Here is a 20,661-nt window from a genome sequence, read left to right on the forward strand (position 1 = left end):
CGGGACGAATTTGGTAGGCCTGAGTGGACTTGAACCACCGACCTCACCCTTATCAGGGGTGCGCTCTAACCACCTGAGCTACAAGCCTGCAGAGATTCTTTACTGCTATTTTTCATCAGACAATCTGTGTGAGCACTTCAAAGAACGTTTCTTTAAGGTAAGGAGGTGATCCAACCGCAGGTTCCCCTACGGTTACCTTGTTACGACTTCACCCCAGTCATGAATCACAAAGTGGTAAGCGCCCTCCCGAAGGTTAAGCTACCTACTTCTTTTGCAACCCACTCCCATGGTGTGACGGGCGGTGTGTACAAGGCCCGGGAACGTATTCACCGTAGCATTCTGATCTACGATTACTAGCGATTCCGACTTCATGGAGTCGAGTTGCAGACTCCAATCCGGACTACGACATACTTTATGAGGTCCGCTTGCTCTCGCGAGGTCGCTTCTCTTTGTATATGCCATTGTAGCACGTGTGTAGCCCTACTCGTAAGGGCCATGATGACTTGACGTCATCCCCACCTTCCTCCAGTTTATCACTGGCAGTCTCCTTTGAGTTCCCGGCCGAACCGCTGGCAACAAAGGATAAGGGTTGCGCTCGTTGCGGGACTTAACCCAACATTTCACAACACGAGCTGACGACAGCCATGCAGCACCTGTCTCACGGTTCCCGAAGGCACCAAAGCATCTCTGCTAAGTTCCGTGGATGTCAAGAGTAGGTAAGGTTCTTCGCGTTGCATCGAATTAAACCACATGCTCCACCGCTTGTGCGGGCCCCCGTCAATTCATTTGAGTTTTAACCTTGCGGCCGTACTCCCCAGGCGGTCTATTTAACGCGTTAGCTCCGGAAGCCACTCCTCAAGGGAACAACCTCCAAATAGACATCGTTTACGGCGTGGACTACCAGGGTATCTAATCCTGTTTGCTCCCCACGCTTTCGCACCTGAGCGTCAGTCTTCGTCCAGGGGGCCGCCTTCGCCACCGGTATTCCTCCAGATCTCTACGCATTTCACCGCTACACCTGGAATTCTACCCCCCTCTACGAGACTCAAGCTTGCCAGTTTCAAATGCAGTTCCCAGGTTGAGCCCGGGGATTTCACATCTGACTTAACAAACCGCCTGCGTGCGCTTTACGCCCAGTAATTCCGATTAACGCTTGCACCCTCCGTATTACCGCGGCTGCTGGCACGGAGTTAGCCGGTGCTTCTTCTGCGAGTAACGTCAATCGTTGCGGTTATTAACCACAACGCCTTCCTCCTCGCTGAAAGTACTTTACAACCCGAAGGCCTTCTTCATACACGCGGCATGGCTGCATCAGGCTTGCGCCCATTGTGCAATATTCCCCACTGCTGCCTCCCGTAGGAGTCTGGACCGTGTCTCAGTTCCAGTGTGGCTGGTCATCCTCTCAGACCAGCTAGGGATCGTCGCCTAGGTGAGCCGTTACCCCACCTACTAGCTAATCCCATCTGGGCACATCCGATGGTGTGAGGCCCGAAGGTCCCCCACTTTGGTCTTGCGACGTTATGCGGTATTAGCTACCGTTTCCAGTAGTTATCCCCCTCCATCGGGCAGTTTCCCAGACATTACTCACCCGTCCGCCACTCGTCACCCAAGAGCAAGCTCTCTGTGCTACCGTTCGACTTGCATGTGTTAGGCCTGCCGCCAGCGTTCAATCTGAGCCATGATCAAACTCTTCAATTTAAGTTTGATGCTCGTGAATTAAACTTCGTAATGAATTACGTGTTCACTCAGAGACTTGGTATTCATTTTTCGTCTTGCGACGTTAAGAATCCGTATCTTCGAGTGCCCACACAGATTGTCTGATAAATTGTTAAAGAGCAGTGCCGCTTCGCTTTTCTCAGCGGCGCGGGATGTGCATATTACGCTTTCCCGCTTCAGAGTCAAGCATTTAATTTCGCTTTTCTCTGTTGAGATTCTCAGGAGAACCTCGCTGACCCGGCGGCTTGTAATCCGTTGTTCCGTGTCAGTGGAGGCGCATTATAGGGAGTTCTGAGACGTTGACAAGCCCTGTTTTAAAAAAACTTTTCAAGCGTCTCTTTTTTGAACAAATCAGGATGAAACAGGCAGTTTTTCGAGCGTTTCAAAGCCATAACGGCGTAAAACGGGTAAAAGTTGCTCAGTTTCCGCCGTGAGCGCCATGCAGTAGGCCAGATTCGGTTCACTGGATTTCGCATCCGGTGCCTCATGCTCAAGCAACCAGGCCGTTCGACGCGCAATCGCCGCACCGGAATCCACCAGTCGGGTACCCTCCGGCAACACCTGCAGCAGTTCCTCTTGTAATAGCGGGAAGTGGGTGCAGCCGAGCACGACGGTATCCGGCGGCTCCGGCATACGAAGCCATGGGCGAAGAATGCGCTTCAACTCGTCGAGTGGCACCGGTTCGCCGTGCAGCTTCGCTTCAGCCAGCTCCACCAGCTCTGCAGAACCGAGCATCTCTATACGGCATTCGTTAGCAAAGCGGGCGATCAGCTCATGCGTATAAGGACGCTTCACCGTCCCTCGCGTTGCCAGCAGCCCGACGATACGGTTCGCCGAAAGACGCGCCGCCGGTTTAATGGCCGGGACTACGCCCACAACGGGGAAGCCGAAGTGCTCACGCAGCGCGGGCAGCGATACCGTGCTCGCCGTGTTACAGGCGATGACGGCCAGCGCTAATGGATAACGCTGCTGTACCGCAGTGACGATTTCAACAACGCGCTCAACGATAAACTCTTCACTCTTCTCGCCATACGGGAAAGCGACGTTATCGAACGCATAGATGTAATGAAGATCCGGCAAGAGATGCCGGATCTCATCGTAGACCGACAGCCCACCTACGCCGGAATCAAATACCAGCACGGTGGGACGTGGTTCAGAAGGTGTAGCTGCCAGACAAGGTGTATTCCCGTCCTGCAGTTTGGTAGCCATAAACTGTCTCGTAATCTTTATCGAACAGGTTGGCTATTTTACCACGAACTGTCAGGTGTGAGGTGACCGGATACGATAATCCGATGTCCCATAAGCTCACGCCGCCCATTTTTACATCACGATTATTGTCATAATCATTATCGTAGCGCTCACCCAGGTACTGATACATGACATTCCAGCCAAGATCGTAAACCTGTCCGGTCAGCTCATACTTCACCTGCTGCTTAGCGCGGCGATAAAGCACCTTGTCAGTTTGGTCATCACGTGGATCGACGTATTGCAGCGTCAGATGATGCTCCACTGGACCGGTGGCGATATTCCCCGTCCATTCAAGCCCCTTAATGGTGGCCGACTTCACGTTGATGTACTGATTGTTTTTGTAGTCAATCAGGTTCTGGATTTCGTAATGATAAGCCGACAGACGCCAGTCCAGCGGACCGGTTAACCCTTCAAGACCCGCTTCCCATTGCTTAGACTCTTCCGGTTTCAGGTCAGGGTTAGCGGCAATGCCCGGCCCATAGGATGAAGCAAAGCGCGTCGCCCCAAACTGTTGCCCCAGAGAAGGTGCCAGGAAGCCAGTACCATAAGAGAGCGTGGCCCGATAGCCATCGACAAACTGCCAGCCTGCGGCCGTTTGCCAGGTGCCGTGCCAGCCGAACTGCTCATCATGATCTTCACGTCCGGAAGCTTCTAAGGTGACGTCGCCAAGCTGCTGCTGCCCGGTCAGGTATAGCCCGGTCGTATCGCGCTTATAGACATCCGATAACGTGGTGCTGCTGGACGTCAGTTTTTCCTGTTTCCAGTCGACGCCGCCGCTAATCGCCCCGTGCCCAACTTCAACGTTATTCCCCCACTGGATATAACGCTGTTCCATATTGTCCAGCGTCGCATCCCCGGCATAGCGGCCGAGATCGTTGCTGTAGTTGTAATTTTTCAGGTGTTGGTAGTTCGCAATCAGCTGGGAAGAGTAAATACCCGAGCTGTAGCGCAGGCCCGTATCCCAGGACTGCGTATAGTTCTGCGCCTCGTCGTTACCGCCCGCATACCCATAAGAACCCTGATCGTAATCGCTGTTAGCGGTATAGCCATAGCCACGGAAAAAGCCGGAGAAGTTATCGTCGAACTTATGCTGTACGCCGCCCCAGAACAGTTTATTGCGATAGCCGTCACGGTCGCTATCACCGCTGTAAGGGGAATCCGGCTGAACGTTGAAGCCGTGAGTCGTCTGGTAAGCCCCAGCCGCCGTCACCAGCGTGTCGCCAAAGCGTTTGTTCACCGCGCCATCATAAGTCTGATAGCCGTTAGTACCCGCACCGGCATTAATCTGAGCGTGCTCATCGTCGGTCAAGGTAATAATGTTGACGACACCGCCGATCGCGCCAGACCCGTACACCGCTGAACGCGGCCCACGGATATACTCAATGCGCTGCACCAGCGATACCGGAATCTGCCCAATATCAATGCCATTGGAAATGCCCGCACGCGCCATAGGCACGCCGTCAATCAGCACCAGCACGTGGCGTCCTTCGGTACCGCGGACATAAAGAGAAGCGCTCTGCCCGATACCGCCATTCTGAGCGATATCAACGCCCGGCAGGCGGCGCATAACGTCGTTCAGATCTTTAGATTGCCAGCGCTGAATATCATCACGCGTAACAATATCCGTAGGAGCCAGAACGGTATTAACAGGTTGTTGGAAGCGGTTGGCGGTCACCACCAGCGTGTCTGAATTGCTGTCTTGCGCCCAGCCAGAAAATGCCGTGACGGATAACGCCGTCAGCAGCGAAGCTTTTTTAATCATTTTTAAAGCATCCGAAACATAAAAAGGATGCCGCAGGCTTTATACGTTGTTCGCGACGATAAAACCCCATGCGACGTCATCCGGCAGGTCTTCGGGCTTGGAGGCGACATCGGAAAACGAGGACTTCCCACGGCAAGCCGCAGTGTCTGCATCGGGTGCATTCGTTTCCCACCTTCCTTACCGCTGCGCGTCAGCCCCAGATTCACACTGGATTCCCTTTTAACTCACAGGACCGGTACGGGGATGCTACATTTAGTTACATATAGATGTCCAGACTGCTATTTATGATTTTCACCTGTCTCGGTACTGGACATCCCCTGAGCAGGCCCTACAATCCCCGCGTACTTTTATTATTCAGGATGCATCATGACCCCCGAACACCTCCCTACCGAACAGTACGACGCTCAGCTCGCCGAGAAAGTCACTCGCCTGCAAACGATGATGGCGCCGTTTAGCGCGCCCGCGCCGGAGGTGTTCCGCTCGCCGGTCAGCCACTACCGCATGCGCGCCGAATTCCGCATCTGGCACGATGGTGATGACCTGTATCACATCATGTTCGACCAGCAGAGCAAAAGCCGTATTCGCGTCGACACGTTCCCGGCGGCCAGCGAGCTGATTAACACGCTGATGACCGCCATGCTCGAGGGCGTGCGCGGCAACCACGCGCTTCGCCATAAGCTGTTCCAGATTGACTACCTCACCACCCTAAGCCATCAGGCGGTAGTCTCGCTGCTGTACCATAAAAAGCTGGATGACGAGTGGCGTGAAGAGGCTGAAGCGCTACGTGACGCGCTGCGGGCCAAAGGGCTTAACGTGCATCTGATTGGCCGCGCGACGAAAACAAAAATCGAACTGGATCAGGACTATATCGATGAACGCCTGCCGGTGGCAGGCAAAGAAATGATCTACCGTCAGGTGGAGAATAGCTTCACGCAGCCGAATGCTGCGATGAACATTCACATGCTGGAGTGGGCACTCAACGCCACGCAAAATTCACGCGGCGACCTGCTGGAACTGTACTGCGGTAACGGTAACTTCTCGCTGGCGCTGGCGCGCAACTTCAACCGCGTGCTGGCCACTGAAATCGCCAAGCCATCGGTCGCGGCCGCGCAGTACAATATCGCCGCCAACCAGATCGACAACGTGCAGATTATCCGCATGGCGGCAGAGGAGTTTACGCAAGCGATGAACGGCGTGCGTGAGTTTAACCGCCTGCAGGGCATCGATCTGAAAAGCTATCAGTGCGAAACGATTTTCGTCGACCCACCGCGCAGCGGGCTGGATAGTGAAACCGAGAAAATGGTGCAGGGGTACCCGAATATTCTGTACATCTCCTGTAACCCGCAGACGCTATGCCAGAACCTGGAAACCTTGAGCCAGACGCATAACGTTAGCCGCCTGGCGCTGTTCGACCAGTTCCCATACACCCACCATATGGAATGCGGCGTACTGCTCACGAAGAAGTAAGACTTAACGTAGGCCGGATAAGCGAAGCCGCCATCCGGCAATCTGCTCCGTCAGCGCCGGATGACGCTGCGCTTATCCGGCCTACTGATTAGGACTCGTGTTTGCGGTTACGCATCCGGTAACCGATCCAGAAGACCATCGCTACCGACAGTACCGCCGGGAAGAAGTTAGACCCGATGTCCGGATACTCGGCACGCACCACTGTGCTATACAGCAGCACGCCCAGAATAAAGCAGGCAGCAGCAAGGCCTGGCAACCCCACCGGCATCGTACGGTTCTGATAGCGTTGATGCAGACAGTAAACCGTCAGCACCAGCGAGATAATGGGAAAAACGGAGAAAGGTACGATGGAGCTAAACAGGGCTGCAAACGTGCCGTTAATCGATAAGCCAGCCAACAGCGCCAGCAGCAGCGTACCCTTTTCTTGACCTGACAGTTTCATTGCTCGTTTACCACCTTATTCGGACTGATGTGTCGTCTTCTCTTGTTCACGGCGATACCAGTAGTACGCGCCTTTTGAGATCATCCGTAATTGCAGCACCAGCCGTTCTTCCAACTGCCGGCGCTGTTCAGGGCTCACGTCCAGCGCCTCGGCCCCTGCGCTAAATACAATGGTTACCATCGCCTCGGCCTGCGCTTCCGTGAAGGCACGCGGCATATGGTTTTCGATTTCCAGATAGTCAGCAAGTTCCGCAATGAAATGCTGAATTTCACGCGCTACCGCCGCGCGAAATGCGGCGGACGTTCCTGAACGTTCGCGCAGAAGCAGGCGGAAGGCGTTTGGATTATTGCCGATAAATTCCATAAAGGTCGAAACGGAGGTACGAATAACGCTACCGCCTTTGGCAATCCGCTGGCGCGCCTGACGCATCAGCTGACGCAGCATCAGGCCGCTTTCATCGACCATCGTCAGCCCCAGCTCATCCACATCGCGGAAGTGGCGATAAAAAGAGGTTGGCGCAATTCCTGCCTCACGCGCGACTTCGCGCAGGCTCAGGCTGGCAAAACTACGTTCGGCACTAAGTTGACTGAATGCCGCTTCTACCAGCGACCGCCGGGTTTTTTCTTTTTGTTGCGCTCTAACACCCATCACGATGACTGAATCCTTCCACATGACCTGCTGGCACTATACCAGAGATTAAAACGAATCGACTTACGCAGCTTTGTTAATGATTGTTTACATGCTATTTATGCTATTTCGTATGAAAAAAGCCCAACGATAATTGGGTTATTACTTCGATGATGTTATGATTCTGTTGCTTTTATGTATAAGAACAGGTAAGCCTTACCATGCCACATTCCTACGATTATGATGCAATAGTAATTGGTTCCGGCCCCGGCGGCGAAGGTGCTGCTATGGGTCTGGTGAAGCAGGGAGCCCGTGTCGCCGTTATTGAGCGTTATCATAATGTCGGCGGCGGCTGTACCCACTGGGGTACCATTCCTTCCAAAGCCCTTCGCCACGCCGTCAGCCGTATTATCGAATTCAACCAGAACCCTCTCTACAGCGACCACAGCCGACTTCTCCGCTCTTCCTTTGCCGACATCCTGAATCATGCTGATAGCGTAATCAATCAGCAGACTCGTATGCGTCAGGGTTTTTATGAGCGCAATCACTGCGAAATGCTGCAGGGCGACGCCCGTTTCGTCGACGAACATACCATCGCGCTGGAATGCCCGGATGGGTCGGTTGAAACATTAACCGCTGACAAGTTCGTGATCGCCTGCGGCTCGCGCCCGTATCGTCCGGCCGATGTCGATTTCACTCACCCGCGCATTTATGACAGCGACTCTATCCTGAGCCTGCACCATGAACCTCGCCACGTCATTATTTACGGCGCCGGGGTTATCGGCTGCGAATACGCGTCTATCTTCCGCGGTATGGACGTGAAGGTTGACCTGATCAACACCCGCGACCGCCTGCTGGCGTTTCTCGACCAGGAGATGTCAGACTCGTTGTCTTACCACTTCTGGAATAGCGGTGTGGTCATTCGCCACAACGAAGAGTACGAGAAAATTGAAGGCGTGGACGACGGCGTGATCATGCACCTGAAGTCCGGCAAAAAGCTAAAAGCCGATTGTCTGCTGTTCGCCAACGGCCGTACCGGCAACACCGACTCGCTGTCGCTGGAAAACATCGGCCTGCAGGCCGATGGCCGCGGTCAGTTGAAGGTCAATAGCCTGTACCAGACCGCGCTGCCGCACGTTTACGCCGTCGGCGACGTCATCGGCTATCCAAGCCTGGCCTCCGCCGCCTACGATCAGGGACGTATTGCTGCACAGGCGCTGATGAAAGGCGAAGCGACCGCTCACCTGATTGAAGATATCCCGACCGGGATCTATACCATTCCTGAAATCAGCTCCGTCGGCAAAACCGAACAGCAGCTGACCGCGATGAAGGTGCCGTATGAAGTGGGCCGCGCCCAGTTTAAACATCTGGCGCGAGCGCAAATCGTGGGCATGAGCGTAGGAAGCCTGAAGATCCTGTTCCATCGGGAGACGAAAGAAATCCTCGGCATTCATTGCTTTGGGGAACGCGCGGCCGAAATTATTCACATCGGCCAGGCGATTATGGAGCAGAAAGGTGGCGGTAACACCATTGAGTACTTCGTTAACACCACCTTTAACTACCCGACCATGGCAGAAGCCTATCGGGTCGCTGCGCTAAACGGCTTAAATCGCCTTTTTTAACGTCTTTTCGAAATGGCCGTCCATCGTCTCACGGACGGCCTCTGCCAGCTGCTCATAGCGGCTGCGCAGCGGCGACCCCGGTCGATACACCAGCCCCACGGTGCGGCGCGGTTCCGGCTTAATGCACGGCAGGTAGACCACACCATCGCGTTTCCGCTCCGGCGGCACGGCCAACGCCGGCAGTAGGGTAATCCCGCTGCCCGCCGCCACCATATTGCGCAGGGTTTCCAGACTGGTCGCGCGGAAGTGAGTATCTTCATCCGCACCGGCTTCAAAACAGAAGCCCATGGCCTGATCGCGCAGGCAGTGGCCATCTTCCAGCATCAGCAGTTTCTCACCGGCCAGATCCGACATCGGCACGCGATCGCGCTCGGCCCACGGGTGATCTTCATAGATCGCCAGCAGCATCGGCTCATCAAACAGCGGCACCTCAATAAAGGCTTCGCTCTCTTTGACCAGCGCCAGAATGGCGCAATCCAGCTTACCGCTATCGAGTTGCGCCAGCAGCTGATGGGTTTGCGCTTCATGCAGATACATTTCGAGCTTCGGGAACGTCTGGTGCAGCATCGGGATTATGTGGGGCAGCAGGTACGGGCCAACGGTCGGGATCAGGCCGATATGCAGCGGGCCGGACATCGTCTCCCCCTGTTGGCTAGCCATCTCCTTCAGCACTTTGACCTCGCGTAACACCGTACGCGCCTGGTCCACCAGCAGCAGTCCGGCCTGGGTAAACAGCACCTTGCGGCTGGTACGCTCCAGCAGCATCACGCCCAGTTCATCTTCCAGTTTTCGAATCTGCCCGCTCAGAGTTGGCTGGCTGACGTGGCAGGAATCTGCCGCCCGGCGGAAATGCCGGTGTTCAGCTAACGCCACCAGGTATTCAAGATCGCGAATATTCATTATTCATCCTCCATCGCCACGATAGTTCATGGCGATAGATAGAATAGCAATGAATGATTATCCCTATCAAGGATTCTGTTTAATAATAAACCACAGAAACCGCGCGGTCCTTGTTTAACCCTTGAAGTCATCGCGCCGATTTCTGAGTTTCTCTCAAAACTCGACTAACTAAAGCCAACATGAACGTTTGCGGGCCCCGTGGCCCGCTTTTTTTACGCATAAAATACCCGGCGTTGCTTACGCTTGGCCGGGCTACTGATATTAGTGCCTGATGGCGCTACGCTTATCAGGCCTACAAAACATGGCTACGCAAGGCGAGCCTTTGCGTCGCTAATCGCCTGCGCCACCTGTTTCGGTGATACGCCGCCTTTCGCCGCACGTTTATCGAGGCAGGATTGCAGCGACAGAATCGGATAGACATCTTCGCCAATCACCGCGCTGAATTTTTGCAAATCAGCCAGCGCCAGATCTTCCAGCGGTTTACCCTGTGCAATGGCTTCGACGACGGCTTCACCCACAATATGGTGTGCTTCACGGAACGGGACGCCCTTGGCAACCAGATAATCCGCCAGTTCAGTCGCGTTAGCATAACCCTGCTGCGCGGCTTCCTGGCAGCGCGGGCGTTTCACCTGAATGCCGTCCAGCACCAGCGCCGCCATGTGCAGACAGTCCATCCAGGTATCCAGCGCATCGAACACGCCTTCTTTGTCTTCCTGCATGTCTTTGTTATAGGCCAGCGGCAGCCCTTTAAGGGTCATCATCATGCCGGTCAGCGCACCCTGCACGCGTCCGCATTTACCGCGGATCAGCTCCAGCGCGTCCGGGTTTTTCTTCTGCGGCATCAGAGAAGAGCCTGAGGTCACGCGATCGGACAGCTCAACAAAACCGGCTTCCCCGGTATTAAAGAAGATCAGATCTTCGGCGAAGCGTGACAGGTGCACCATGCCGATAGAGGCGTTGGAAAGCAGCTCCAGCACGTGGTCACGGTCGGAAACGCTGTCCAGGCTGTTGCGGGTTGCAGAAGCAAAGCCCAGCCAGCCGGCCAGCTGTTCACGGTCGATTTCATACGCGGTCCCCGCCAGCGCGCCGCAGCCCAGCGGGCTAACGTCCAGACGCTTCAGGGTATCCTGAAGACGGCTTTCGTCACGGGCCAACATCTCAACGTAGGCCAGGCACCAGTGGGCAAACGTCACCGGCTGCGCGCGCTGCAGGTGAGTATAGCCCGGCATCACTGCGTCCTGATTCGCCTGCGCCGTCTCAACCAGCGCACTTTGCAGCTGACGGTTAGCCACCAGCAGCTCTGCAACGGTATCTTTGCACCACAGCTTCAGGTCAGTCGCCACCTGATCGTTACGGCTACGGCCGGTGTGCAGCTTTTTACCCAGCTGACCCACTTTGTCGATCAGCTTGCCTTCTACCCAGCTATGGATATCTTCAGCATCGCTTTCCAGAATCTGCTGCGGATTGGCGCGAACCTCTTCCAGCAGCACGCCCAGCGCGCTTTCCAGCTGAGACTGTTCGTCAGCGGTCAGCACGCCAACCGTCACCAGCGCTTTGGACCAGGCAACAGAGCCAACGATATCCTGCTCCGCCAGGCGATAATCAAAGCGTAAAGAGTCATTGAACTGTTTGAACCGCTGATCCGCTGCCTGAGTAAAACGCCCACCCCAAAGTGCCATAACATGCTTCCTTAATTTCTTCGATTTCACTGCCGGATGGCGCTACGCTTATCCGGCCTACAGGTTCTGTTCACGCAGGCCGGATAAGGCGTTTACGCCGCCATCCGGCACACAAATGTTTAAGCCAGAATACGCGTACCAATCGGCGTGCCGTTAAACAGCGCCGGCAATTGCTCCGCGTGACGCCATGAAGCGATATCCACCGGGCGACCCAGCGTACGCGCCGCATCAAGCGCCGCGTTCACCTTCACAATCATTCCATCGGTAATAATGCCCTGGTCGATCAGCTGTTCAGCCTTCGCCGCCGTCATTTCGGCAATACGCTGGCCTTTACCGTCGAGAATACCGCTCACATCGGAGAGCAGAATCAAGTCTGCGCCCAGCGTTGCCGCCAGCGCGGTTGCCGCCTGGTCAGCGTTGACGTTCATTAGTTGCCCTTCGTCGGTCACGCCAATTGAGCTCACCACCGGCAGGAAACCGCCTTCCAGCAGCAGATTAATCAGCTTCGGCGAACCCGGCTGCGCCAGGCCCACGTGGCCCAGCTCTTCATCCAGTTTGCTGACCTTCACGCTGTCGCCGTCGCCGAGGAACAGGCCAACGGAGGCGATATCATGTTTCTTCGCCCATGCCAGCAGCGTTTTGTTGGCGGTACCCGCCAGTGCGCCGGTGATGATGTCAATCTGGTCGGCTGGCGTGACGCGCAGGCCATTTTTCTTTTTTACCGGCAGGTTGAGCTGTTTCATCAGTTCGTCCACCACGCAGCCGCCGCCGTGAACAATCACCAGCGGGCGTTGATGCGACTCGCGGTAGTTAACCAGCGCGGTAAACAGACGCTCCAGCGCCTCTTCGCTATCCAGTAACACGCCGCCCAGTTTGATAATTAATGGATTCATCATCGTCACACCTTAAATAAGAGACTGCGTCTCAGCAAAGCCGAAACGGATATTGGCACACTGCACGGCCTGTGCGGCGGCGCCTTTCAATAAGTTATCTTCGGTTGCTACCACGATCAGGTGTTCGCCCTGAACGGCAAAACCGATGTCGCAGAACGGCAGGCCCACCACGTTTTTCAGCGCCGGAACGCCCTTCTCGTATAAACGCACCATCGGCTTGTCGCCGTAGGCCTGTTGTAAAGCGTCCGCCACCTGCGCCTGGCTTACGCCCGGTTTCAGACGGCAGGTAATGGTTTCCAGAATCCCACGCGGGAAGTTGCCCAGATGCGGGGTAAAAATCACCTCGGCGCCTAAATGGCTGGCAATTTCCGGCTGATGGCGGTGGGTAAATACGCCGTACGGCTGCAGGCTAACTTCGCAGAAGCTGTTGGAGATCGCTGCTTTACGCCCAGCACCGCTCACGCCGCTGGTCGCATTGATCACCGGCCACTGAGAGAGATCCAGCAGATCGGCATCAATCAACGGTTTCAGGGAAAGCTGCGCCGCCGTGGGGTAGCAGCCCGGCACCGCGATAAGCGTTGCCTCTTTCAGTTTATCCGCGTTCCACTCCGCCAGACCGTACACCGCCTGCTCCAGCAGTTCGGGGTACTGATGGGTAAAACCGTAATATTTTTCGTAGAAGGCACCGTCATTGACGCGGAACGCCCCGGAGAGGTCGAACACCACGCAGCCCGCCGCGAGGAACTGCGGCGCCAGATCGTGGCTGACTTCATGCGCGGTGGCGAGAAACACCACGTCTACGCCCGCGCTAAATTCGCTGATATCGGACATCGGCTGCAGCGGCAGATCGACAATCCCTTTTAACTGTGGATGCAAATCTGAGATTAACTTTCCTGCATCATTGCTTTGCGCTGAGACCGTCAAAGCGGTTATGTTCATATGAGGATGGCGATTCACATAGGTCACAAGCTCTGCGCCAGCGTAGCCGCTCGCGCCCACAATCAGCGTATTCAACATCGGGGCCGTTTACCTTCTTATGTCTGTTTGCCTGATTAAGCGTCGTCACTTCACCCTACCGTTGGTGGGTTTTCTTACGCCTAATGATAATGTATTTTTATTCACAAATACTGCATGAATATTGATACTATCACGACCCGAGGTGTGTCAACAATGAAAAACAATTTACCACCATTTATCGAGATTTACCGTGCGTTGATCGCCACCCCGTCCATCAGCGCAACCGAAGAAGCGCTCGATCAGAGTAATGCGTCTTTAATCACTCTGCTGGCAGACTGGTTCTCCTCTTTAGGCTTCAATGTTGAGGTGCAGCCGGTCCCCGGCACGCGCAATAAATTCAACCTGCTGGCCAGCACCGGCCACGGCGCGGGTGGGCTGCTGCTCGCCGGTCATACCGACACGGTACCGTTTGATGACGGGCGCTGGACTCGCGATCCGTTCACCCTGACCGAACACGACAACAAGCTCTACGGCCTCGGCACCGCCGACATGAAAGGTTTCTTCGCTTTTATTCTCGATGCGCTGCGTGATGTGGATGTGACGACGCTGAAAAAACCGCTGTACATTCTGGCAACGGCAGATGAAGAGACCAGCATGGCGGGGGCGCGTTACTTCTCCGAGTCCACCGAGCTCCGTCCTGACTGCGCCATCATCGGCGAGCCGACGTCCTTACAGCCGGTGCGCGCACACAAAGGCCATATGTCGAACGCCATTCGCGTGATGGGCCAGTCTGGCCACTCCAGCGATCCGGCGCGCGGCGTCAACGCGATTGAAATCATGCATGACGCCATTGGCCGCGTGATGCAGCTGCGCGATTCGCTAAAAGAACGCTATCACTATGATGCCTTCACCGTGCCATACCCAACGCTAAACCTCGGCAGCATTCATGGTGGCGATGCCTCCAACCGCATCTGCGCCTGCTGTGAGCTGCACATGGATATCCGTCCGCTGCCGGGCATGACGCTGGGCGATCTCAACGGTCTGCTGGATGAAGCGCTCGAGCCGGTCAGCGCGCAGTGGCCTGGGCGCCTGACGGTCAGCGAACTGCACGCGCCTATCCCTGGCTACGAATGCCCGCCGGATCACCAGCTGGTTGAAGTGCTGGAAAAACTGCTCGGTACCAAAACCGACGTCGTGAACTACTGCACCGAAGCGCCGTTTATCCAGACCCTGTGCCCGACAATCGTCCTCGGCCCGGGCTCGATCAACCAGGCACACCAACCGGACGAATACCTGGAAACCCGCTTTATTAAGCCGACGCGCGAGTTAATTACCCAGGTGGTGCATCACTTCTGCTGGCACTAATGAATCTTGCCCGGTGGCGCTACGCCAACCGGGCCTACCCCCGCCCGTAGGCCGGATAAGCGCAGCGCCATCCGGCATCTCTAAGCCGCGATCTCCCTCACATTTTCATAAGCATTCCTTATCTGGCACGAAGCGAATTAACTTTCGTAAATTGCCGCGATTTATTCGTTTGCTGAAGCGATTTCGCAGCAATTGACGTAAGGGTTTTTACGTGGCTTTATAAAAGAGGTGTCTTTATTCCGGCCTTTCGTTCCAAAGGGCGGGATATAACAAAATAAAATGAGATGGGGTGTCTGGGTTAATGAACGAACAATATTCCGCGTTGCGTAGTAATGTCAGTATGCTCGGTAAAGTGCTAGGCGATACCATCAAGGATGCGCTTGGTGAGAACATTCTTGACCGTGTAGAAACGATCCGTAAGTTGTCCAAATCTTCTCGTGCGGGCAACGAAGCCAATCGCCAGGAGCTGCTCAGCACGCTGCAGAACCTGTCTAACGATGAACTGCTGCCGGTCGCCCGCGCGTTCAGCCAGTTCCTTAACCTGGCCAACACCGCCGAACAGTACCACAGCATTTCGCCGAAAGGCGAAGCGGCAAGCAACCCGGAAGTGATTGCCCGCACTCTACGCAAACTCAAAGACCAACCCGATCTCAACGAAACCACCATTAAACAGGCGGTTGAATCCCTGTCACTGGAGCTGGTGCTGACTGCCCACCCAACCGAAATCACGCGTCGTACGCTGATTCACAAGATGGGTGAAATCAACAACTGCTTGAAACAGCTCGATAATAACGATATTGCCGACTACGAACGCAACCAGATTATGCGCCGCCTGCGCCAGCTGATTGCCCAGTCATGGCATACGGATGAAATTCGTAAGCATCGTCCAAGCCCGGTTGATGAAGCAAAATGGGGCTTTGCGGTGGTTGAAAACAGCCTATGGGAAGGCGTGCCTAACTATCTGCGCGAACTTAACGAACAGCTCGAAGAGAACCTTGGCTATCGCCTGCCGGTCGACTTCGTTCCGGTACGCTTTACCTCCTGGATGGGCGGCGACCGCGACGGCAACCCGAACGTCACCGCAGAAATTACCCGTCACGTCCTGCTGTTAAGTCGCTGGAAAGCCACCGACCTGTTCCTGAAAGATATTCAGGTGCTGATCTCCGAGCTGTCGATGGTGGAATGCACCGACGAGCTGCGCGAGCTGGTTGGCGAAGAAGGCGCAACCGAACCGTACCGCTACCTGATGAAAACCCTGCGCAGTCAGTTGATGGCCACCCAGGCCTGGCTGGAAGCGCGTCTCAAAGGCCAGCGTCTGCCAAAACCGGCGGGCCTGATCAGCCAGAACGAACAGCTGTGGGACCCGCTGTACGCCTGTTATAAATCACTACAGGCCTGCGGTATGGGCATTATCGCCAACGGCGAACTGCTCGACACCCTGCGTCGTGTGAAGTGTTTTGGCGTCCCGCTGGTACGTATTGACGTCCGCCAGGAAAGCACCCGTCATACCGAAGCGCTGGGCGAGCTCACCCGCTACCTCGGCATTGGCGACTATGAAAGCTGGTCTGAAGCCGACAAACAGGCATTCCTGATCCGTGAACTGAATTCTAAGCGTCCGCTGCTGCCACGCAGCTGGGAGCCGAGCAACGATACCCTCGAAGTGCTCAAAACCTGTAAAGCGATCGTCGACGCGCCGCAGGGTTCCGTCGCCGCTTACGTGATCTCAATGGCCAAAACGCCGTCCGACGTGCTGGCGGTTCATCTGCTGCTGAAAGAAGCCGGGATCACCTTCGCACTGCCGGTCGCTCCGCTGTTCGAAACGCTGGACGACCTGAACAACGCCGATGACGTGATGACCCAGTTGCTCAACATCGACTGGTATCGCGGCTTCATTCAGGGCAAACAGATGGTGATGATTGGCTATTCCGACTCCGCAAAAGATGCGGGCGTAATGGCAGCCTCCTGGGCGCAATATCAGGCACAGGACGCATTGATCAAAACCTGCGAAAAAGCAGGCATTGAGCTGACGCTGTTCCACGGCCGCGGCGGTTCTATCGGGCGCGGCGGCGCGCCGGCCCATGCCGCGCTGCTGTCACAGCCGCCGGGGAGCCTGAAAGGCGGCCTGCGCGTGACGGAACAGGGCGAAATGATCCGTTTCAAATACGGTCTGCCGGAAGTCACCGTCAGCAGCCTGTCGCTGTATACCAGCGCTATTCTGGAAGCAAACCTGCTGCCGCCGCCGGAGCCAAAAGAAGAATGGCGCGGCATTATGGACGAGCTGTCCGACATCTCGTGCGAGATGTACCGCGGCTACGTGCGTGAAAACAAAGATTTCGTGCCTTACTTCCGTTCCGCTACGCCGGAGCAAGAGCTGGGTAAACTGCCGCTGGGTTCTCGTCCGGCCAAACGACGTCCGACCGGCGGCGTTGAATCTCTGCGAGCCATTCCGTGGATCTTTGCCTGGACGCAAAACCGCCTGATGCTGCCCGCCTGGCTGGGTGCCGGTGCCGCGCTGCAAAAAGTGGTGGAAGACGGTAAGCAAAACGCGCTGGAAACGATGTGCCGCGACTGGCCGTTCTTCTCTACCCGTCTGGGTATGCTGGAAATGGTCTACTCGAAGGCGGACCTGTGGCTGGCGGAATACTACGATCAGCGTCTGGTGAAACCTGAGCTGTGGGCGCTGGGCGCCGAGCTGCGCGAGCAGCTGGAAGCCGATATCAAAGTGGTACTGGATATCGCTAACGATGCACACCTGATGGCCGATCTGCCATGGATCGCCGAATCTATCCAGCTACGTAACATCTATACCGACCCGCTGAACGTCCTGCAGGCCGAACTGCTGCATCGCTCGCGTAAAGCGGAAGAAGCAGGTCTGGAACCAGACCATAACGTCGAACAGGCGCTGATGGTCACCATCGCCGGCGTCGCGGCGGGTATGCGTAACACCGGTTAATTCCGCGTACGTTGCCGGAAGGCGCTGCGCTTATCGGGCCTACGTGGATTGCCGACATCCTTTGTAGGCCGGATAAGTCGCTTGCGACGCCATCCGGCACCGCGCCAACAGGTTTGTCAGCAATCTGAAAAGGCCACATTCTTTGTGGCCTTTTTTTATCCCCTCGGTTAAGGTTTCTTCGTTGTTCATCACGACAGGGAGCCTCATGTTTTACGACATCAATCCGCTGCTTTCCCAGATTGCTTCCGGCATTACGCCACTGCAAAAAATTCATTTCGCGGTTAACCACACGCCTTTGCCAGAAATGGCGTTTAAGGTCGATTTTCCGCGTCTGGAGATCCTGCTGGAGGGGCAGCTCGCCGACGCAGGGCTGGGTGATGACGCCCCCTGCATGAACGCGCTCGAGGCGCTTTACGTACCTGCGGGCGGCTGGAACTTTCCCCAGTGGCAGTCCTCCGCCACCACCCTCAGCATCCTGTTTGGCAAGCAACAGCTGGGCTTTAGCGTTCAGCAGTGGGACGGCATGCGGTTGCAAAACCTCGCAAAACAGCACGTCGCCCGTCGCGGGCCACGCATTGGCTCTTTCCTGCTGCAAACCATGAGCGAAATCCAGATGCAGCCGCAGGAACAGCAAACCGCCCGGCTGATTGCCACCAGCCTGGTCAGCCACTGTGCCGACCTGCTCAGCAGCCAGATCCAAACTGCCTCACGCAGCCAGGCGCTATTCGATGCGATTCGCGAGTATATTGATACCCATTTTGCCGAGCCGCTCACCCGTGAATCGGTAGCGCAAGCGTTCTATATTTCGCCAAACTATCTGTCACACCTGTTCCAGAAAAGCGGCATTATGGGGTTTAATGAATACCTCAATCATACCCGCCTGGAGCACGCCAGGCGGCTATTGAAGGGGTATGATTTAAAGGTCAAAGAGATTGCCCACGCCTGCGGATTTATAGACAGCAATTACTTCTGCCGACTGTTTCGCAAAAACACCGCGCGCTCGCCGTCGGAGTACCGCCGCCAGTACCACAGCCAACTGACTATGTCAGAATAATATGCGTCTGCTGCGGCGCGGAAAGCAGCTTACGCACCGCGCTCATGACCTTCTGCGGCTCGCGTAAAAAGGCGCTGATGCCTGATTGTACATAGCGGCTTTGCGTAAAACGATCGCTGCCGTTCAGTTCAATATCGGTAATCAACAGCACGGCATCGGCGCGGCGGATATCCTCTTCCGTAAGCGCATTTTCAATCCCCAGCGCGCCCTGGGTTTCAATTTTTATCGTCCACTTTTCCTGCTGACAGAGCTTTTCCAGACGTTCAGCCGCCATATAGGTATGGGCCACGCCGCTTACGCAAGCGGTTACCGCCACTAACATTCGTCCGCTCGTTGCCGCCATCGTCCCCTCCTTGCAGAAAATAAACGCTGGCGGGCGCAAAAATCTTTCGCGCCCGCCAGTCTGTCGGTACCTATGGTATCGAGGTTATGCTTAGGCGCTCTGCGCTAAGTGTGCCTCAATTTTATTCATAATAGCGTCAGCACGCTTCACTGCGTCGCTAATATTCACCCGCACAATGGTTTTACCGGCAAAGCGCTCTTCAAACTTAATGCCGATATCCTTGGTCAGAATCACCATATCTGCTGCCGCCACATCGCTCTGCGTCAGCTCATTTTCCTGACCAATCGACCCCTGTGTTTCGACCTTCACGTTCCAGCCCTTTGATTTCGCCGCGCTTTCCAGCGCTTCTGCGGCCATGTACGTGTGTGCTACGCCGGAAGGACAGGCCGTTACCGCAATAATATTGGTCATAATCTCTACCTTCTCAATCAGTTAATTTCGAAATCTAAATCCAGGTCGTCTTCTTTTTCGACCGTCGCTTTTTTGTTCTTACGTGCCAGACTCTTCAGCAGGTTGACGCTGACGGCGGTGACGACCGCCCCTACCACAATTGCCAGCAGATAACCCAGCTTGCCCTCCACCACCGGCAGGACAATCAAACCGCCCCAGCCGGCGTAGCACTGCGCGCCCATTAACGCCGCAGTTACCGCACCACAAACGGAGCCCAGCATGATTGACGGGATAACGCGCAGCGGGTCGGCGGCGGCGAACGGAATCGCCCCTTCGGTCACGCCCACGCAGCCCATCACCAGCGCCGCTTTACCGGCTTCACGTTCTTCATTATTGAAATTCTTACGGTTAATCAGCGTCGCCAGCCCCAGACCCAGCGGCGGCACGCAGATCCCCACCGCGGCAATCGCCACCACGGTATACACCCCCTGCGACACGCAGATCAGCATGAAGGCGTAGGCGACTTTATTCACCGGGCCGCCCATATCGAACGCCAGCATCAGGCCCATGATCACCGCCAGCACGACGATACTGCCCTGCTGCATCCCTTGCAGCCAGTGGGTCAGACTGGTGGTCAGCAGACCAACCGGTTCACCCAGCCCCCACATCATGACCCCTGCGGTAATGAAGGTGCCGGCGATAGGAATCACGAAGATAGGCATCACCGAGCGCAACACTTTGTGCACCGGAATTTTCTTCAGGTAATAGACGACGATACCGCCGATAATCCCGGCGATCAGCGCGCCAAAGAAGCCCGCACCAAAGCTGTTGCCCACCCATGCGCCGATGGCGCACGGTGCCAGCGCGGAGCGCTCGGCGATGGAGTAACCGATATAGGCCGCGAGGAATGGCACCATCAGCGTCAGGCCCGCGACGCCAATATCAAACAACTTTTTCAGGTTAGGATCGGTAGCAGCATCCGGTACGGCCCCCTTGCCGTACAGCATGACGGAGACCGCCAGCAAAATGCCGCCCGCAACCACAAACGGGATCATATGCGACACGCCAGTCATTAAGTGCTGACGGGTGTTTTTGAGTATGTGCACCAATTCTTTCATCAGTCGCTCCTGGGCTTCTTTGGCCCATGTCCATTAAGGTGTTGTGACAAACAATAGGCAATTGGCGACGGGGCAGACAGTGGATAAAAAGTGCATTTACTGGATTTTTGTAATGTCAGAAGAAA

General features: G+C 55.7%; 16 protein-coding genes, 1 tRNA gene, 1 rRNA gene and 1 riboswitch. Of the genes, 5 read left to right on the forward strand and 13 right to left on the reverse strand.

Annotated features, from left to right (window positions below; translation table 11 throughout):
- Positions 1–11 precede the first annotated feature (11 nt).
- The 4 genes from H7R56_RS23760 to btuB form a co-directional block, all read right to left on the reverse strand.
- Positions 12–88, reverse strand: a tRNA-Ile gene (locus tag H7R56_RS23760).
- A gap of 70 nt (positions 89–158) precedes the next feature.
- Positions 159–1,698, reverse strand: a 16S ribosomal RNA gene (locus H7R56_RS23765).
- A gap of 369 nt (positions 1,699–2,067) precedes the next feature.
- Positions 2,068–2,925 (reverse strand): glutamate racemase, encoded by an 858-nt coding sequence (gene murI / locus H7R56_RS23770; RefSeq protein ID WP_106929415.1) that lies wholly within the window; start codon positions 2,923–2,925, stop codon positions 2,068–2,070.
- Positions 2,870–4,726, reverse strand: coding sequence for a TonB-dependent vitamin B12 receptor BtuB (gene btuB / locus H7R56_RS23775; RefSeq protein WP_106929414.1), 1,857 nt, complete (start codon positions 4,724–4,726; stop codon positions 2,870–2,872). The genes murI and btuB overlap by 56 nt, the downstream gene beginning before the upstream one ends.
- Positions 4,727–4,790: 64 nt before the next feature.
- A riboswitch (cobalamin riboswitch) is annotated at positions 4,791–4,978 on the reverse strand.
- A 114-nt stretch (positions 4,979–5,092) separates the two neighbouring features.
- Here btuB and trmA point away from each other — a divergent pair.
- Positions 5,093–6,193: a tRNA (uridine(54)-C5)-methyltransferase TrmA gene (gene trmA / locus H7R56_RS23780; RefSeq protein ID WP_106929412.1), complete on the forward strand. Its 1,101-nt coding sequence runs from the start codon at positions 5,093–5,095 to the stop codon at positions 6,191–6,193.
- A gap of 88 nt (positions 6,194–6,281) precedes the next feature.
- On the opposite strand, the gene H7R56_RS23785 is transcribed toward trmA, so the two are convergent.
- Both H7R56_RS23785 and fabR read right to left on the reverse strand, forming a co-directional pair.
- A complete protein-coding gene (locus H7R56_RS23785) occupies positions 6,282–6,635 on the reverse strand; it encodes a YijD family membrane protein (protein WP_106929411.1) in 354 nt (117 codons plus the stop codon).
- A 15-nt stretch (positions 6,636–6,650) separates the two neighbouring features.
- Positions 6,651–7,286, reverse strand: coding sequence for an HTH-type transcriptional repressor FabR (gene fabR / locus H7R56_RS23790; RefSeq protein WP_106929409.1), 636 nt, complete (start codon positions 7,284–7,286; stop codon positions 6,651–6,653).
- A 197-nt stretch (positions 7,287–7,483) separates the two neighbouring features.
- Between fabR and sthA the strand changes: the two genes are divergently transcribed.
- Positions 7,484–8,884 carry a Si-specific NAD(P)(+) transhydrogenase gene (sthA, locus tag H7R56_RS23795; protein WP_106929407.1) on the forward strand — a complete coding sequence of 467 codons (1,401 nt, stop codon included), beginning with the start codon at positions 7,484–7,486 and terminating at the stop codon, positions 8,882–8,884.
- Here sthA and oxyR read toward each other — a convergent pair.
- From oxyR to argC, 4 genes are all read right to left on the reverse strand, one after another.
- Complete coding sequence (gene oxyR, locus H7R56_RS23800) at positions 8,867–9,784, reverse strand: DNA-binding transcriptional regulator OxyR (RefSeq protein ID WP_106929406.1); 918 nt, start codon at positions 9,782–9,784, stop codon at positions 8,867–8,869. The two genes, sthA and oxyR, sit on opposite strands and share 18 nt — an antisense overlap.
- A gap of 305 nt (positions 9,785–10,089) precedes the next feature.
- Positions 10,090–11,463, reverse strand: a complete 1,374-nt coding sequence (argH, locus tag H7R56_RS23805; RefSeq protein ID WP_106929404.1) for an argininosuccinate lyase — start codon at positions 11,461–11,463, stop codon at positions 10,090–10,092.
- Between the two features lie 119 nt (positions 11,464–11,582).
- Positions 11,583–12,359, reverse strand: coding sequence for an acetylglutamate kinase (gene argB / locus H7R56_RS23810; RefSeq protein WP_106929402.1), 777 nt, complete (start codon positions 12,357–12,359; stop codon positions 11,583–11,585).
- Between the two features lie 9 nt (positions 12,360–12,368).
- Positions 12,369–13,373 carry an N-acetyl-gamma-glutamyl-phosphate reductase gene (argC, locus tag H7R56_RS23815; protein WP_106929400.1) on the reverse strand — a complete coding sequence of 335 codons (1,005 nt, stop codon included), beginning with the start codon at positions 13,371–13,373 and terminating at the stop codon, positions 12,369–12,371.
- A gap of 153 nt (positions 13,374–13,526) precedes the next feature.
- Here argC and argE point away from each other — a divergent pair, with 153 nt between their 5' ends.
- From argE to H7R56_RS23830, 3 genes are all read left to right on the forward strand, one after another.
- Positions 13,527–14,678, forward strand: coding sequence for an acetylornithine deacetylase (argE, locus tag H7R56_RS23820; protein ID WP_106929399.1), 1,152 nt, complete (start codon positions 13,527–13,529; stop codon positions 14,676–14,678).
- Positions 14,679–14,979: 301 nt separating this feature from the next.
- A complete protein-coding gene (gene ppc / locus H7R56_RS23825; RefSeq protein WP_106929397.1) occupies positions 14,980–17,631 on the forward strand; it encodes a phosphoenolpyruvate carboxylase in 2,652 nt (883 codons plus the stop codon).
- A gap of 205 nt (positions 17,632–17,836) precedes the next feature.
- A complete protein-coding gene (locus H7R56_RS23830; protein WP_106929395.1) occupies positions 17,837–18,685 on the forward strand; it encodes a helix-turn-helix transcriptional regulator in 849 nt (282 codons plus the stop codon).
- Here H7R56_RS23830 and H7R56_RS23835 read toward each other — a convergent pair.
- The 3 genes from H7R56_RS23835 to H7R56_RS23845 form a co-directional block, all read right to left on the reverse strand.
- The gene (locus tag H7R56_RS23835) at positions 18,672–19,028 is read right to left on the reverse strand and encodes a PTS fructose-like transporter subunit IIB (RefSeq protein ID WP_223878958.1); all 357 of its coding nucleotides are present in this window, start codon (positions 19,026–19,028) and stop codon (positions 18,672–18,674) included. The genes H7R56_RS23830 and H7R56_RS23835 overlap by 14 nt on opposite strands.
- A 90-nt stretch (positions 19,029–19,118) precedes the next feature.
- Positions 19,119–19,439, reverse strand: a complete 321-nt coding sequence (locus H7R56_RS23840) for a PTS fructose-like transporter subunit IIB (protein ID WP_106929393.1) — start codon at positions 19,437–19,439, stop codon at positions 19,119–19,121.
- 17 nt (positions 19,440–19,456) lie between these two features.
- The gene (locus H7R56_RS23845; RefSeq protein WP_106929391.1) at positions 19,457–20,536 is read right to left on the reverse strand and encodes a PTS fructose transporter subunit EIIC; all 1,080 of its coding nucleotides are present in this window, start codon (positions 20,534–20,536) and stop codon (positions 19,457–19,459) included.
- Between the last annotated feature and the right edge of the window lie 125 nt (positions 20,537–20,661).

The organism is Klebsiella sp. WP3-W18-ESBL-02 (genome assembly GCF_014168815.1).
GTDB classification, from domain to species: domain Bacteria; phylum Pseudomonadota; class Gammaproteobacteria; order Enterobacterales; family Enterobacteriaceae; genus Kluyvera; species Kluyvera ascorbata_B.

What these genes read in the sequence shown, in the direction of transcription:
- argH (WP_106929404.1), bottom strand. Translation starts at nt 11,463, where the DNA reads ATGGCACTTTGGGGTGGGCGTTTTACTCAGGCAGCGGATCAGCGGTTC.
- argC (WP_106929400.1), bottom strand. Translation starts at nt 13,373, where the DNA reads ATGTTGAATACGCTGATTGTGGGCGCGAGCGGCTACGCTGGCGCAGAG.
- H7R56_RS23830 (WP_106929395.1), top strand. Translation starts at nt 17,837, where the DNA reads ATGTTTTACGACATCAATCCGCTGCTTTCCCAGATTGCTTCCGGCATT.
- H7R56_RS23835 (WP_223878958.1), bottom strand. Translation starts at nt 19,028, where the DNA reads ATGGCGGCAACGAGCGGACGAATGTTAGTGGCGGTAACCGCTTGCGTA.
- argB (WP_106929402.1), bottom strand. Translation starts at nt 12,359, where the DNA reads ATGATGAATCCATTAATTATCAAACTGGGCGGCGTGTTACTGGATAGC.
- ppc (WP_106929397.1), top strand. Translation starts at nt 14,980, where the DNA reads ATGAACGAACAATATTCCGCGTTGCGTAGTAATGTCAGTATGCTCGGT.
- btuB (WP_106929414.1), bottom strand. Translation starts at nt 4,726, where the DNA reads ATGATTAAAAAAGCTTCGCTGCTGACGGCGTTATCCGTCACGGCATTT.
- argE (WP_106929399.1), top strand. Translation starts at nt 13,527, where the DNA reads ATGAAAAACAATTTACCACCATTTATCGAGATTTACCGTGCGTTGATC.
- murI (WP_106929415.1), bottom strand. Translation starts at nt 2,925, where the DNA reads ATGGCTACCAAACTGCAGGACGGGAATACACCTTGTCTGGCAGCTACA.
- H7R56_RS23840 (WP_106929393.1), bottom strand. Translation starts at nt 19,439, where the DNA reads ATGACCAATATTATTGCGGTAACGGCCTGTCCTTCCGGCGTAGCACAC.
- sthA (WP_106929407.1), top strand. Translation starts at nt 7,484, where the DNA reads ATGCCACATTCCTACGATTATGATGCAATAGTAATTGGTTCCGGCCCC.
- trmA (WP_106929412.1), top strand. Translation starts at nt 5,093, where the DNA reads ATGACCCCCGAACACCTCCCTACCGAACAGTACGACGCTCAGCTCGCC.
- H7R56_RS23785 (WP_106929411.1), bottom strand. Translation starts at nt 6,635, where the DNA reads ATGAAACTGTCAGGTCAAGAAAAGGGTACGCTGCTGCTGGCGCTGTTG.
- oxyR (WP_106929406.1), bottom strand. Translation starts at nt 9,784, where the DNA reads ATGAATATTCGCGATCTTGAATACCTGGTGGCGTTAGCTGAACACCGG.
- H7R56_RS23845 (WP_106929391.1), bottom strand. Translation starts at nt 20,536, where the DNA reads ATGAAAGAATTGGTGCACATACTCAAAAACACCCGTCAGCACTTAATG.